Raw genomic sequence first — 14,428 nt, forward strand, 5'->3', positions numbered from 1 at the left:
CGACGGCTCCTCGTCCACCCGCAACCTGTCCTTGACACGGCGACGGGAGGCGGTGACGCACAGGTGAACGACGGATCGCGCCGTTCGCACCGGCGACGGATGCGGTACGTCGTCCTGGGGAGCCGGTCCGCCCGCGGGTCCGCCCGCGGGGTGAGGGCGGTGGCACGGGCCCGTACGGCGGGGACGGCGATCCGGCGTGCCGCGGAGCGCGACGACGTTCCGGTGAACCAGGGGCTGCGGGTGGCCGCGGCGTACGCGTGGCGGCTGCTGGTGCTCGGGGTGGCCGTGTACGCGGCCTTCAAGATCCTGGGCCGGTTGCAACTGGTCGCCGTGGCGCTGTTCCTCGCGCTGGTGGTGACCTCGGTGCTGCGTCCCCTGGCCGATCTGCTGGCGCGGCGCATGCCCCGGTCCCTGGCCGTCGTGGTGAGCGTCCTGGGCAGTCTGGTGCTGATGCTCGGGCTGCTGGCGCTGGTCGGCAGCCAGGTCGCGGGCGAGTCGGACCAGTTGGGGCAGCAGTTCGCCGGGGGCATCGGGCGGATCCAGCGGTGGCTGGAGGGCCCTCCCTTCCGCGTCCGGCACACCGTGCTGTCGAACTTTCAGGGCAAGGTGAGGACGTACCTCTCGGAGCACCGCTCCACACTGATCAGCAGCGCGCTCAGCGGTGCCGGGCGGGCGGTGGAGGTGCTGACCGGAGCGGTGCTCGCGCTGTTCTGCTCGCTGTTCTTCATCCACTCCGGGGACAGGTTCTGGCACTGGTTCCAGGGCCTGCTGCCCGAGAGCGCCCGGGATCCCTGGGGCCGCGCGGGACGGGTCGCGTGGCGGACGTTCGCCGGGTACACCCGCGGCATCATCATCGTGGCCGCCACCAACGCCGTACTGGTGGGGATCGCCCTGTTCGCGCTGCGCGTGCCGCTGGCTCTGCCGTTGACGCTGCTGGAGTTCTTCGCCGCGTTCATCCCGCTGGTGGGCTCGCCCATCGCGCTGGCCGTGGCCACGGTCGTCGCGCTGGCCTCACGGGGGCCGGTCATCGCGCTCGTGGTGCTCGCCATGATCGTGGTCGTCGGCCAGATCGAGGGCCATGTCCTGCACCCGCTCGTGCTGAGCTGGGCGGTCCGGCTGCACCCGGTGGTCGTGGCCCTGTCCGTCATCTCGGGCGGCATCCTCGCCGGTGTGATCGGTGCGGTGGTCGCCGTCCCGATGGTGTCGGTCGCCTGGTCCGTAATCAGCGAGATCCGAACCCGCCCCGCCCCGGACCACCCCGGCCGCTCACCTGCCTGAGGCGACGAATTCTCCGACCTGCGGCCGGGAGAGACGGTCGGTGGGTCGCGGCTGGGGGAGATGGTTTGCGGGCTGCGGCCTGCCGCTGGGAGAGGCGGTCTGTGGGTCGGGGGTCGGGAGGACGGTCTGCGGGCCGTCGCGATCAGTGAGGTGCGGGTCCGGTGCGGGCCGGATCATCCCGGTCGTCCGCCCGGTTGAGGTGACGATTTCCCCGGTCCGCGGCTGGGTGAGGCGGTTTGTGGGCCGCGGCTGGGGGGCGGTCTGCGACGTGCCGCCGGGAGGACGGTCTGCGTGCCGTCGCGATCAGCGAGGTGCGGGTCCGGCGCGGACCGGATCATCCAGGTCGTCCGCCCGGTTGAGGTGACGATTTCCCCGGTCCGCGGCTGGGTGAGGCGGTCTGTGGGTCGCGGCTGGGGGGGTCTGCGGCGTGCCGCCGGGAGGACGGTCTGCGGGCCGTCGTGATCAGCGAGGTGCGGGTCTGGCGCGGGCGGAATCATCCCGGTCGCCCGCCCGGCCGAGGCGACGATTTCCCCGGCATCCGCTCCCCGGTCCCCGGCCTTCGGTCCCCGGCTTCCGGCATCCGGTCCCCGGTCCCCGCTCCCCGGCTTCCGGGCTCTGGTCCCCGGCTTCCGGCCTCCGGCCTCCGGCCCCCGGCATCCGGTCCCCGGTCCCCGGGCTCCGGTCCCCGGGCTCCGGTCCCCGGGCTCCGGTCCCCGGGCTCCGGTCCGGACGGACTTCTGTGGCTCGGCCTAGGGGTAAGCGATCTGGTCGTTGTCGGAGACGGCGAAGCGCCCGGCGGACCGATTGTTCGGTTCGGCGGGCGCTTCGGATGGCGTACGACCGGGTCGTCAGTCCTTGATCTCGCAGATCGCGGCGCCGGACGTGATGGACGCGCCGACCTCCGCGCTCAGGCCCTTGATGGTGCCGGAGCGGTGGGCGTTGAGGGGCTGTTCCATCTTCATGGCCTCCAGGACGACGACGAGGTCGCCCTCCTTGACCTCCTGGCCCTCCTCGACCGCGACCTTGACGATCGTGCCCTGCATGGGCGAGGCGAGGGTGTCACCGGAGGCGACCGGGCCGGACTTCTTGGCCGCGCGGCGCTTGGGCTTGGCGCCGGCGGCGAGGCCGGTGCGGGCCAGGGACATGCCCAGCGAGGACGGCAGCGAGACCTCGAGGCGCTTGCCGCCGACCTCGACGACGACCGTCTCGCGGCCCGGCTCCTCGTCGGTGTCCGTGTCCGCGGGGGCCGTGAACGCGGGGATCTCGTTGGCGAACTCGGTCTCGATCCAGCGGGTGTGGACCGTGAACGGGTCGGTGGAGCCGGTCAGTTCGGGGGCGAAGGCCGGGTCCTGGACCACCGCGCGGTGGAACGGGATGGCGGTCGCCATGCCCTCGACCTGGAACTCCTCCAGGGCGCGGGCGGCGCGCTGGAGCGCCTGCTCGCGGGTGGCGCCGGTGACGATCAGCTTCGCGAGCAGGGAGTCCCAGGCCGGGCCGATGACACTGCCGGACTCGACGCCCGCGTCCAGGCGCACGCCCGGACCCGACGGCGGGGCGAACAGCGTCACCGTGCCGGGGGCGGGCAGGAAGTTGCGTCCCGGGTCTTCGCCGTTGATGCGGAACTCGAAGGAGTGGCCGCGCAGGGCGGGGTCGCCGTAGCCGAGTTCCTCGCCGTCGGCGATGCGGAACATCTCGCGGACGAGGTCGATGCCGGCGACCTCCTCGGTGACGGGGTGTTCGACCTGGAGGCGGGTGTTGACCTCGAGGAAGGAGATCGTGCCGTCCATGCCGACGAGGAACTCCACGGTGCCGGCGCCGACGTAGCCGGCTTCCTTGAGGATCGCCTTGGAGGAGGAGTACAGCTCCGCCACCTGGTCGTCCGACAGGAACGGCGCCGGCGCCTCCTCCACCAGTTTCTGGTGGCGGCGCTGGAGGGAGCAGTCGCGGGTGGAGACGACGACGACGTTGCCGTGGGTGTCGGCCAGGCACTGGGTCTCGACGTGGCGGGGCTTGTCGAGGTAGCGCTCGACGAAGCACTCGCCGCGGCCGAACGCGGCCACCGCCTCACGCACGGCGGAGTCGTACAGCTCGGGGACCTCTTCGAGGGTGCGGGCGACCTTCAGGCCGCGTCCGCCGCCGCCGAAGGCCGCCTTGATCGCGATGGGCAGCCCGTGCTCCCGCGCGAAGGCGACGACCTCGTCGGCGCCGTTCACCGGGTCGGGGGTGCCCGCGACGAGGGGGGCTCCGGCGCGCTGGGCGATGTGGCGGGCGGCGACCTTGTCGCCGAGGTCGCGGATGGCCTGCGGGGGCGGGCCGATCCAGGTCAGGCCGGCGTCCAGGACCGCCTGGGCGAACTCGGCGTTCTCCGACAGGAAGCCGTAGCCCGGGTGGATGGCGTCCGCGCCGGAGTCCTTGGCGGCCTGGAGGACCTTGGCGATGTCCAGGTAGCTGGTGGCGGGGGTGTCACCGCCCAAAGCGAACGCCTCGTCCGCCGCCCGGACATGCAGAGCGTCCCTGTCTGGTTCCGCATACACGGCAACGCTCGCGATCCCGGCATCCCGGCACGCCCGGGCCACGCGGACAGCGATTTCGCCACGGTTGGCGATGAGCACCTTGCGCACGATGGCTCCCTCCTTGAAACAAGCCGAGTTTAGGGACTGCCGACACGACCTTTCGACCCGTCCCCAATGGTGAGCTTGCCCACACGGAGCGTGATTCGAGGCTCGCTCGACCCGCGAGATCCCTTGTCACACCGCGGTACGCAGGAATCCTTGGCTGAACCCTAGCCCTCCTGTGTGGCCAAGGTCTCTGTGAGGCCGTGCTGCGACGCACAGCGTTTCTTTGTGGAGTCCCTACGAATGGCCCAACGATTCTTTGCCCGCGGCCGAACCCTTGTCCCGGCGTTTACCCGTTAGTAGCGTTCGGGAGGTCTCGAACATACTTGGGGTAACAGCACTCGGAAGTGGGTGGGGACCGGTGGCGCGCAGACCGGTGGCGTGGGTGGCGGCGATCGTGCTTTTCGTGGAGGCGATCGGCATTGCGCTGCTGAACTGGTTCCTCGGCGTGGTCGTCGACCGCCAGGACATGTCTCTGGCGGGTCTCGACTCGAACATGATGTCCGTCTCGTCCAAGGTCGGGGGGCTGGTCTTCGGCCTCTACTTCGCGCTGTGCGGCGTCGCCGCGCTGCTCGTCGCGGTGCGCGACCGCGCCCCGGGTCTCTTCGGCCGCATCCTGCTGATCAGCGCCGCCGTGGTGCACGGTCTGCTCGGCGCGTTCACGGTGGGCCTGGTGGGCTGGGGCGCGTTCGTGTTCATGATGGTGGCGCTCGGGCTGATCGTGTTCACTCTGTTGGCCTTCGACCGCGGCGCGGGTCCCGCCGACGCCGCGCCGGGCGACGGCGCGGGCGGCAAGGACGGCAACGGGGGCACGGACGGGGACGCGAACGGAGACACGAACGGTGGTACGAACGGAGGCACCGGGGGATCCCCGGTCACGGCGCCCCCGACACCGAGCGCGTCCTGATCACTTCTCCCGCGGGGTCCACAACTCCGTGATGCCCACGCCCAGTTCCGCCAGCAGGCGACGCACCAGCGGCAGGGAGATGCCGATGACGTTGCCGTGGTCGCCGTCGATGCCCTCGACGAAGGGGGCCGAGCGGCCGTCGAGCGTGAAGGCCCCGGCGACGTGGAGCGGCTCGCCCGAGGCGACGTACGCGGCGATCTCGGCGTCGGTCGGGTCGCCGAAGCGGACCACCGTGGACGCGGTCCCCGACGCGTAGCGCTTGGCGGCCGTGTCGTAGACGCAGTGCCCCGTCTGGAGGGTGCCGGCCCGGCCGCGCATCGCCTTCCAGCGGGCGGTGGCCTCCTCGGCGTCCGCGGGCTTGCCCAGCGCCTCGCCGTCCAGGTCGAGGACCGAGTCGCAGCCGATCACCAGGGCGCCCTGGACCTCGGGCCGGGCGGCCACGACGGAGGCCTTGGCCTCGGCCAGGGCGAGCGCGAGTTCGGCGGGGGTCGGGGCGGAGACGGCGTCCTCGTCGACGCCGCTCACGATGACCTCGGGGTCGAGTCCGGCCTGGCGCAGCAGGCCGAGCCGGGCGGGGGACTGCGAGGCGAGCACGAGGCGGCGGCGCGGCTGATCAGTCATGCGGTCAGGGTATCGGCGTGGGCGTGTCGTCCCCCGTCGCCCTGTCTCACCTCGCGCCGATGACCTCGTGCCGATCACGCGGCGCCGATCACCTCGTGCCGATCACATCACTCCGAGGACGATCATCGCGAGCAGCATGGCCAACGCCATGAGAAGGCCGAGCCGCCGCAACATCTCCTGCATGTCGCGAAGTTCCTTGGGCGGCTCGTTCTCCGGGTCGGACCACAGCATGCCTTCGATCGTGCGGCGGCGAGGGCGTCGACCGCCTGAGTACGCGTACTCAACTTGCCCTCGACCCGATTAAACGGGTCCAGGGTTCCTTTAACGCGCGTCCGCCTGCTACGGTCATGGCAGTCACTAAAGGAACTCTGGTCCCTTTTAGGAAGGCAGTCGCCGTGTTCACCACCGCCTGGACCGCATCGCCCCAGCTCCCCGCCGTGGGCTTCACCCCCAACTGGTCCCAGGAGGGCTTCTGGCGCCAGTCCCTGCGCCAGGTCGTCCGCATCGGGGCGGGCGGCGGCCGGGTTCGTATACGGCTGTCGAACGCGTACGGCACCTCGCCGCTGCGGATCGCCGGGGCCACCGTGGCCCGTGCGGGCGAGGGGGCCGGTGTCGAGCCCGGCTCACTGCGGCGGCTCACCTTCGAGGGAGCCGGGGGCGTCGAGATCCCGGCGCGCGGACAGGTCGCCAGCGACCCCGCCGAACTCGTGGTGGAGGCCCTGGAGTCCGTGACCGTCACCCTGCGCCTCGACGCCGCCACCGGGCCCGCGACCTTCCACGCCCAGGCCTTCGCGACGAGCCACCGGGGCGAAGGGGACCGCCTCGACGACCTCGACGGCGACGGATTCGGCGAGACGAGCGAGTCCTGGTACTTCCTGTCGGCCGTCGAGGTCGACGCGGGCCGTACGGACGGTGTCGTGCTCTTCGGGGACTCCATCGTGGACGGGTTCGGCTCGACGCCGGGCGCGAACCGCCGCTGGTCGGACGCGCTCGCCGAGCGCACGGGGCGGCCCGTGCTGGGCGCGGGCATCGGCGGGAACCTGCTGCTGAACGACTCCGCCTGGTACGGGGAGAAGGGCGTCCGGCGTTTCGGGCGGGACGTTCTCGACCAGGCCGGGGTCGAGGCGGTCGTCGTGCTGCTGGGGCTCAACGACATCGGGTTCAGCGAGACGGACGAACAGCCGACGTACAAGCCCGCGCCGGTGGTGGAGGCCGACGAACTCATCGACGGATACCGGGAGTTGATACGGCAGGCGCGTGGGCGGGGGCTGCGGGCGATCGGGGCGACGCTGATCCCCTTCGGGGGGTCCGATCACTGGGGGGAGCGGGCCGCGAAAGTGAGCCGCGAGGTGAACGGGTGGATTCTCGGGGCGGGGGAGTGGGACGCGGTGGTGGACCTCAACGGGGTGCTGGCCGATCCGGAGGATCCGGATCGGCTACGGGGTGTGTACGACTTCGGCGATCACCTGCACCCCAATGACGCCGGGTACGAGGTGATGGCCGAGGAGGTGGCGGGGTGCTTCTAGGCGGGCCAGTACGTCCGCGTCCATGCCGTGGGGCCCGGCTGGGGCAGGTGCTGGGCGGCTATGCGGGACGGGTCCGACCAGGAGTCCCGGGTGCCGGGCGCGCCGGGCGGCGTGGTGGCCGCCGCGGCGCGCGCTCGGACCACCGCCAGAGCGGCGGCCAGCTCCTCCGGGGTCGGATTGCCCCGTACGACCTTGATCGTCATGTCTGCTCCCAAGGGTCCGGGGTTCTAGAGCGGGATGTTGCCGTGCTTCTTCGGAGGGAGTGATTCCCGCTTCGTACGCAGCTGACGCAGGCCCCGTACGACGTGGGAGCGGGTGTCGGACGGCATGATCACCGCGTCGATGTAGCCGCGCTCGGCCGCGGTGTAGGGGTTGAGGAGGGTGTCCTCGTACTCCTGGATCAGGCGGGCCCGGGTGGCGTCCTGATCCTCGGCGGTGGCGATGGTGCGGCGATGCAGGATGTTCACCGCGCCCTGCGCGCCCATCACCGCGATCTGGGCGGTCGGCCAGGCGAGGTTGAGATCCGCGCCCAGGTGCTTGGAGCCCATGACGTCGTAGGCGCCGCCGAAGGCCTTGCGGGTGATGACCGTGATGAGCGGGACGGTCGCCTCGGCGTACGCGTAGATCAGCTTGGCGCCGCGGCGGATGATGCCCGTGTGCTCCTGGTCGACGCCCGGGAGGAAGCCGGGGACGTCCACGAAGGTGATGACGGGGACGTTGAAGGCGTCGCAGGTGCGCACGAAGCGGGCCGCCTTCTCGGACGCGTCGATGTCCAGACAGCCGGCGAACTGCATCGGCTGGTTGGCGACGATGCCCACCGGGTGGCCCTCGACCCGCCCGAAGCCGGTGAGGATGTTCGGCGCGAACAGCGCCTGGGTCTCGAAGAACTCGGCGTCGTCCAGGATGTGTTCGATCACCGCGTGCATGTCGTACGGCTGGTTCGCGCTGTCCGGCACGATCACGTCCAGCTCGCGGTCCTCGTCCGTGAGGGCGAGGTCCGCCTCCTCGGGGAAGACCGGGGGCTCACTGAGGTTGTTGGACGGCAGGTACGACAGCAGCTGCTTGACGTACTCGATGGCGTCCTTCTCGTCGCCCGCCATGTGGTGGGCCACACCCGACACCGCGTTGTGGGTGCGCGCGCCGCCGAGCTCCTCGAAGCCGACGTCCTCGCCCGTCACCGTCTTGATGACATCCGGCCCCGTGATGAACATGTGCGAGGTCTGGTCGACCATGACCGTGAAGTCGGTGATCGCGGGGGAGTACACCGCGCCGCCCGCGCAGGGACCGACGACGAGCGAGATCTGCGGGATGACGCCGGAGGCGTGGGTGTTGCGGCGGAAGATCTCGCCGTACATGCCGAGCGCGCTGACGCCCTCCTGGATGCGGGCGCCGCCGGAGTCGTTGATGCCGATGACCGGGCAGCCGGTCTTCAGCGCGAAGTCCATCACCTTCATGATCTTCTGGCCGAAGACCTCGCCCAGGGCGCCGCCGAAGACGGTGAAGTCCTGGGAGAAGACGGCGACGGGACGGCCGTCGACCATGCCGTAGCCGGTGACGACACCGTCGCCGTAGGGCCGGTTGTTCTCCATGCCGAAGTCGGTCGAGCGGTGCTGCGCGAACTCGTCCAGCTCGACGAACGAGCCCTCGTCGATCAGCAGCTCGATCCGCTCACGGGCCGTCAGCTTGCCCTTGGCGTGCTGCTTTTCGACAGCGCGTGCCGAGCCGGCGTGCGTCGCTTCCTGGACGCGGCGCCGCAGGTCCGCGAGTTTGCCCGCGGTCGTGTGGATGTCGGGGTGGTGCAGCTCTTCCGGCTCGGACATCGGGATGCGGCTCCCTGCCTGCTCAGTGCGAATATGAGGGTGATGTGCTCAGGGGGTTGCTACTGACTCGTAGGGTAGTGGTGTCGATACCGTTCGGCAGTGCGGCGTTTACCACACCTAGGGTGGGTTGCATGACGCCGCGAGATGCTTCAGACGCGAACGACAACCGGTGGTCCGACCTGGACCGTCCACCGCTGAACGGGACCGGCCTGCGCCGGGCTCTGGTGCGCGAGGGCGGGCTCTGGGGTGATGTCCGGGTCACGCCGCGCACCGGGTCCACCAACTCCGACCTCGTGGCCCTCGCCACGGACGAGAAGGCCGACGAGGGCGTCGTCCTCGTCGCGGAGGAGCAGAACGCCGGGCGGGGCCGTCTGGACCGCCAGTGGACGGCACCGGCCCGCTCGGGCCTGTTCTTCTCCGTACTCCTGAGGCCCACCGGGGTTCCCGTCGAGCGCTGGGGCTGGCTCCCGCTGCTCACCGGGGTCGCGGTGGCCACGGCCCTGTCCAAGGTGGCGGGTGTCGACACGGCGCTCAAGTGGCCCAACGACCTGCTGGTCACGGTGGGCGGCGAGGAGCGCAAGACGGGCGGCATCCTCGCCGAGCGCGCCGGGAACGACGCGGTCGTCGTCGGCATCGGAATCAACGTCACCCTGCGCGAGGACGAACTCCCCGTGCCCGGCGCGGGCTCCCTCGCCCTCGCGGGCGCCACGACCACGGACCGTGACACCGTGCTGCGAGCCGTCCTGCGCTCCCTGGAGCAGTGGTACGAGAAGTGGCGGGCCGCGGGTGGCGACCCCGCCGCCTCCGGTCTCCAGGAGACGTATGCCGCGGGATGCGCGACCCTCGGAAGGGTGGTGCGTGCGGAACTGCCCGGCGGCACGTCGATCACCGGGGAAGCGGTGGCGGTCGACGGGGACGGGCGTCTGGTCCTGGCCACGGAGGAGGGCGTACAGCAGCCGGTGGGAGCGGGGGACATCGTTCATCTGCGGCCGGCGTGAGCCGAGGAGGTCGGTGGACCGTACTGAGCGGTGGGGCCCGGAACCGATCGTGGTGCCGAGCTCCGACCGGGCGTACGAGTCAGGAGTGAGCCAGCGCACACCTGCCGTAGAGTTGAGCGCGGTCGATACCTGACCACGGCAGATCGGAAGGGCAGCAGGCGTGACCGTCGACGACACGGGCTCCGGCACGGGTGCACACCCCGCCCCCGACGGTGAGCCGGGGCGTACCGCCGGGCCGGTCACCGACCCGGCGCCCGCGCGCGTCGACACGAACGGTGACATGGCCGGCGAGAGGACCGCCGGGCCGACCGGTGAGACGACCGGGCGGATGGACGGACAGAGCCGCTTGGACGCGCAGAACCGGATGGACGAGGAGTCCGTCGACTCCGGCGAGGACCCCCTCGCGCTGCGCCTCGAAACGCTCATCCTCGGCGCCGAGCGCCGCTACACCCCCTTCCAGGCCGCCCGCAGCGCAGGCGTCTCCATGGAACTGGCCTCGCGTTTCTGGCGGGCCATGGGCTTCGCCGACATCGGCCAGGCCAAGGCGCTGACCGAGGCCGACGTGCTGGCGCTGCGGCGCCTCGCCGGTCTCGTCGAGGCGGGCCTGCTGAGCGAGGCGATGGCGGTCCAGGTCGCCCGTTCCACCGGGCAGACCACGGCCCGCCTGGCCGAATGGCAGATCGACTCCTTCCTGGAGGGCCTGACCGAGCCCCCCGAGCCGGGCATGACGCGCACCGAGGTCACGTACCCGCTGATCGAGCTGCTCCTGCCCGAGCTGGAGGAGTTCATCGTCTACGTCTGGCGGCGCCAGCTCGCCGCCGCGACCGGCCGTGTCGTCCAGGCCGGCGACGACGAGGAGATGGTCGACCGCCGCCTCGCCGTCGGCTTCGCGGACCTCGTCGGCTTCACGCGGCTGACGCGCCGGATGGAGGAGGAGGAACTCGGCGAGCTCGTCGAGGCCTTCGAGACCACCGCCGCCGACCTGGTGGCCGCGCACGGGGGGCGCCTCATCAAGACCCTCGGTGACGAGGTGCTGTACGCCGCGGACGACGCCGGGATCGCCGCCGAGATCGCCCTGCGCCTCATCGAGACGATGGCCAACGACGAGACGATGCCGGAGCTGCGCGTCGGCATCGCCTTCGGCACCGTGACGACCCGCATGGGCGACGTCTTCGGTACGACGGTGAACCTCGCCTCGCGGCTCACGTCGATAGCGCCACGGGATGCCGTCCTGGTGGACGGCGCCTTCGCGGGGGAACTGATCCGCACCGCGGACGCGCCCGCCTCCGAGGCGGAGGCCGCCGAGGCCGCGGCCGCCGCGGAGAAGGAGGGCGAGGAGCCGCCCGTCTACCGCTTCGCCCTCCAGCCGATGTGGCAGCGTCCCGTCCGCGGCCTCGGCGTGGTCGAACCGTGGCTGCTGGCCCGCCGAAACGGTGACCAGCCGTAGGCCCTGGCCCTCAAGGGACCCGGTTTCCCTCAATGGCCTCCGGCGGGGCCCGCCAGATCGTTCACACAGATGCCGACGATCGGCACGCACAGACCCGGCGGGTTCTGGGTGGGCGCCGGGGCCGGGGTGTGGGTGGTGGGACTCGGGGCGGGCGTCGGCCGCGTGTGTGGCTGCGACGGTACGACGACGGGCGCGGTCGGGATGCCGGTCGTGTCCGGCACGCTCCCCACGGGGGCGCTCGCCCGGGCGGACGGGATCGTCGCCGTCGCCGAGGGTGAGGCGGCCGTCGACGGTGCCGTGGGCGCCGGGCTCACGCCCGAGGTCGGGGTCGCGCTCGCCCCGCCCTGCGCGCCGGTCGAACCCGGGGACGCCGGATGCGCGGAGGGCACGGCCCAGACGGTCGGCGCGGCGTCGAGCGCCTCGTCCGTGGCGACCCCGGGCCTCGGCTCGGCCTCCGTGTTCCCGCTCCCGCCGCCGACCACCGACTCAGGCGCCATCCGCGCCAGACTCAACGCCCCCGCGGCCAGCGCGAGCCCACCCACGGCGAACAGCGCCCGCCGGGGCCGCGGCTTACGGTGCCGCCCCCGGCCGCCCCGCTCGCGGAGCGGACCGACCGCCTCGCCCTCCGCGAGGCTCGCGGAGGGCGAGGCGGCGGGTGCGGGGTCCGCCGCCGGGCGACCGGCGGGCGTGCGGTCGCCCCCCACGGGGCGGAGCACGGGGCGGGTTGCCGTGCCGCCGGGTTCACGCGTGCCCGGGGGAACCGGCGCGCGCCGGGCCGTGGGCAGGGAGTACGGGGTGAGTGGAGAGTCCGTCGGTGTTCTCGACGGCCTCGTCACGTCTGTCGTCGTGCCGTTCGTCATGGTCATCCCTCCCCGATGTGCCCGCGCCCCCCGAAGCACCGGGTGGTGCGCAGGTTATGCGCGTTTTGCGGGCGTGGGGCGGGAGTTGGGCGGGATGTCACTCGAACGGGGAGCGCGGGGCGAGGGGAGGGGAGGGGACGGGTTTCGCCGGGCGGGGGTGGCTGCGATGATCGGAGGCATCGGGAGTTAACCCGCGTTAACCGTTCACCGGGAGGGTGTCATGGCGGAGCAAGGGGACGAGCGGCGGTTCGGGGAGTTCGTCGTCGTACGGCGGCACGCGTACGTCGCGGAGCTCGCCCTCGACCGGCCGAAGGCCATGAACGCCGTGTCCACGGACATGGCCCGCTCCATCACGGCCGCCTGCGAGGCGCTCGGCGGCGAGCGCGACGTACGCGTGGTCGTGCTGACCTCCACCGCCGAGCGCGCCTTCTGCGTCGGCGCCGACCTGAAGGAGCGCAACTCCTTCAGTGATGCCGACCTGGTCCGCCAGCGCCCCGTCGCACGGGCCGCGTACACCGGCGTCCTGGAGCTGCCGATGCCGACGATCGCCGCCGTCCACGGCTTCGCGCTCGGTGGCGGCTTCGAGCTCGCCCTGTCGTGCGACCTGATCGTGGCCGACCGTACGGCGGTGCTCGGGCTGCCCGAGGTGTCGGTCGGGGTGATTCCCGGAGGCGGCGGTACGCAGCTGCTGCCGCGGCGGGTCGGGGCGGCCCGCGCGGCCGAGCTGATCTTCTCGGCACGGCGGCTGGAGGCGGGCGAGGCGAGGGAGCTGGGCCTCGTCGACGAACTCGTGGACGCGGGCCAGGACCGCGGCGAAGCCCTCGCGCTCGCCGCCCGCATCGCCGCCAACTCCCCCGTCGGCCTGCGCGCCGCCAAGCGTGCGCTGCGGCTCGGGCACGGGCTCGACCTGCGCGCGGGCCTGGAGGTGGAGGACGCGGCCTGGCGGTCCGTCGCCTTCTCGGGGGACCGCGCGGAGGGAGTCGCCGCGTTCAACGAGAAGCGCCCGCCGCAGTGGCCGGGGGAGTAGCCCCCCACGCTTCCCGGTGCCCTCCGGCCGGTACGGCCACTCGGACCCCTGTTCGCCTCACCAATGTCCCGAATCATCGTGAATATCCCTAGCCTGGAGTGATGGGTGAGGACAGACGGCTGAGGGCCGTGGTGGAGCTGGCGCAGGGGATGGCGGCGGCACGCACCCCGCGCGAGTCCTGGCGGGCCGCGGCGCTCGGCGCCTGCCACGCGCTCGCCGGGAGCTTCGCCGCGCTCTCCGTGTGGGAGCGCGAGCTCGGCCGGCTGCGGGTCCTGGCGAACGTGGGCGAACGCGCGCCGGACGAGGAGGAGTTCCCGGACGGCGAGGCCTACCCCGTGCACCAGTTCCCGGAGATCACCGAGTTCCTGCACGAGCGCTGGGCCGGGGGAGGTGGCCCGAACGCCTGGGTGGAGACCGCCGACGGGCCGGCGGCCGGTCCCGTCGGCCACTGCCACCTGGGGGCACCTCCCGGCGGTGGCGGGGGGAGGGTCGCCGCCCTGCGCCGACGCCGCCGCGGCTGCTGCGTCGTCGCCCCGATCGTGCTGCACGGACGGGCGTGGGGCGAGCTGTATGTGGCCCGCCCGGTCACGGCACCCGTCTTCGACCGGGCCGACGCGGACTTCGCGACCGTGCTGGCCTCCGTCGTCGCCGCCGGACTCGCCCAGACCGAGCGCCTGGAGGAGGCCCGGCGCCTCGCGTTCACGGACGCCCTCACCGGACTCGCCAACCGCCGCGCGGTCGACGTACGCCTGGACGAGGCCATCGAGCTGCACCGGCAGGAAGGGGCCGCGGTCAGCCTCGTCGTCTGTGACCTCAACGGACTCAAGAACGTCAACGACACCCGCGGGCACGCCGTCGGCGACCGGCTCCTGGAGCGGTTCGGATCGGTGCTGTCGCTGTGCGGGGCGATGCTCCCGGGCACGCTCGCCGCCCGCCTCGGCGGTGACGAGTTCTGCCTGCTCGCGGTCGGCCCGCCGGCCGACGAGGTCGTCCGCATCGCGGACGAACTGTGCCGCCGCGCCGCCGAGTTGGAGCTGGGGGAGGGGGTGGCGTGCGGGGTCGCCTCGACCGCGGACCCGATCGGTCCGGTGCGCTCGGCGCGGCGGCTCTTCCGGCTGGCCGACGCCGCCCAGTACCGGGCGAAGGCCGTACGGGCCGCGAAGCCCGTCGTCGCCGGGCGCGAGGGACCCGACGACCCGGTCGTGCGTCTCGCCGACGCGCCCTCCCCTGCGCGGGGGGAGCGCCGCCGCTTCCGTGGGCGTCACGAGCACCCCCGCCCCTGAGTCGGCGCGGGCGTGTGTGACGTACGTCGAAGTAAGGGGTCAACCG

The 14,428-nt window shown here is 72.4% G+C and carries 13 protein-coding genes; 7 read left to right on the plus strand and 6 right to left on the minus strand.

All coding sequences use genetic code 11. From position 1 onward, the window contains the following. Positions 1–159: 159 nt before the first annotated feature. A complete protein-coding gene (locus FNV62_RS31765; protein WP_054233756.1) occupies positions 160–1,278 on the plus strand; it encodes an AI-2E family transporter in 1,119 nt (372 codons plus the stop codon). Between the two features lie 848 nt (positions 1,279–2,126). Here FNV62_RS31765 and FNV62_RS31770 read toward each other — a convergent pair. Then, complete coding sequence (locus tag FNV62_RS31770) at positions 2,127–3,899, minus strand: acetyl/propionyl/methylcrotonyl-CoA carboxylase subunit alpha (protein WP_143602741.1); 1,773 nt, start codon at positions 3,897–3,899, stop codon at positions 2,127–2,129. Positions 3,900–4,254: 355 nt separating this feature from the next. Between FNV62_RS31770 and FNV62_RS31775 the strand changes: the two genes are divergently transcribed. Continuing rightward, positions 4,255–4,800: a hypothetical protein gene (locus FNV62_RS31775; protein ID WP_097286012.1), complete on the plus strand. Its 546-nt coding sequence runs from the start codon at positions 4,255–4,257 to the stop codon at positions 4,798–4,800. Here FNV62_RS31775 and FNV62_RS31780 read toward each other — a convergent pair whose 3' ends face one another. Further along, positions 4,801–5,421 carry a Maf family protein gene (locus tag FNV62_RS31780; protein ID WP_054234733.1) on the minus strand — a complete coding sequence of 207 codons (621 nt, stop codon included), beginning with the start codon at positions 5,419–5,421 and terminating at the stop codon, positions 4,801–4,803. A gap of 102 nt (positions 5,422–5,523) precedes the next feature. Then, on the minus strand, positions 5,524–5,652 hold the full coding sequence (gene mmpB / locus FNV62_RS57165) for a morphogenic membrane protein MmpB (RefSeq protein WP_096239832.1): 129 nt from the start codon (positions 5,650–5,652) through the stop codon (positions 5,524–5,526). A 164-nt stretch (positions 5,653–5,816) separates the two neighbouring features. On the opposite strand from mmpB, the gene FNV62_RS31785 reads away from it, so the two are divergent. Next, positions 5,817–6,947: an SGNH/GDSL hydrolase family protein gene (locus FNV62_RS31785; protein ID WP_143602742.1), complete on the plus strand. Its 1,131-nt coding sequence runs from the start codon at positions 5,817–5,819 to the stop codon at positions 6,945–6,947. On the opposite strand, the gene FNV62_RS31790 is transcribed toward FNV62_RS31785, so the two are convergent. Together FNV62_RS31790 and FNV62_RS31795 are read right to left on the minus strand one after the other, a co-directional pair. Continuing rightward, positions 6,944–7,150, minus strand: a complete 207-nt coding sequence (locus tag FNV62_RS31790) for an acyl-CoA carboxylase epsilon subunit (protein ID WP_054234735.1) — start codon at positions 7,148–7,150, stop codon at positions 6,944–6,946. The two genes, FNV62_RS31785 and FNV62_RS31790, sit on opposite strands and share 4 nt — an antisense overlap. 24 nt (positions 7,151–7,174) lie before the next feature. Beyond that, on the minus strand, positions 7,175–8,767 hold the full coding sequence (locus FNV62_RS31795; protein ID WP_054234736.1) for an acyl-CoA carboxylase subunit beta: 1,593 nt from the start codon (positions 8,765–8,767) through the stop codon (positions 7,175–7,177). A 131-nt stretch (positions 8,768–8,898) separates the two neighbouring features. Here FNV62_RS31795 and FNV62_RS31800 point away from each other — a divergent pair, with 131 nt between their 5' ends. Together FNV62_RS31800 and FNV62_RS31805 are read left to right on the plus strand one after the other, a co-directional pair. Continuing rightward, positions 8,899–9,765 (plus strand): biotin--[acetyl-CoA-carboxylase] ligase, encoded by an 867-nt coding sequence (locus FNV62_RS31800; protein ID WP_143627911.1) that lies wholly within the window; start codon positions 8,899–8,901, stop codon positions 9,763–9,765. A gap of 364 nt (positions 9,766–10,129) precedes the next feature. Continuing rightward, a complete protein-coding gene (locus tag FNV62_RS31805; RefSeq protein ID WP_225900884.1) occupies positions 10,130–11,212 on the plus strand; it encodes an adenylate/guanylate cyclase domain-containing protein in 1,083 nt (360 codons plus the stop codon). Between the two features lie 29 nt (positions 11,213–11,241). Here FNV62_RS31805 and FNV62_RS31810 read toward each other — a convergent pair whose 3' ends face one another. After that, the gene (locus tag FNV62_RS31810; protein ID WP_143627913.1) at positions 11,242–12,072 is read right to left on the minus strand and encodes a hypothetical protein; all 831 of its coding nucleotides are present in this window, start codon (positions 12,070–12,072) and stop codon (positions 11,242–11,244) included. A 220-nt stretch (positions 12,073–12,292) separates the two neighbouring features. On the opposite strand from FNV62_RS31810, the gene FNV62_RS31815 reads away from it, so the two are divergent. Both FNV62_RS31815 and FNV62_RS31820 read left to right on the plus strand, forming a co-directional pair. Further along, positions 12,293–13,099 (plus strand): enoyl-CoA hydratase/isomerase family protein, encoded by an 807-nt coding sequence (locus FNV62_RS31815; RefSeq protein ID WP_054234739.1) that lies wholly within the window; start codon positions 12,293–12,295, stop codon positions 13,097–13,099. Between the two features lie 101 nt (positions 13,100–13,200). Continuing rightward, complete coding sequence (locus FNV62_RS31820; RefSeq protein ID WP_143609082.1) at positions 13,201–14,382, plus strand: sensor domain-containing diguanylate cyclase; 1,182 nt, start codon at positions 13,201–13,203, stop codon at positions 14,380–14,382. Positions 14,383–14,428: the final 46 nt, after the last annotated feature.

Source organism: Streptomyces sp. RLB3-17 (assembly GCF_007113425.2).
GTDB classification, from domain to species: domain Bacteria; phylum Actinomycetota; class Actinomycetes; order Streptomycetales; family Streptomycetaceae; genus Streptomyces; species Streptomyces mirabilis_D.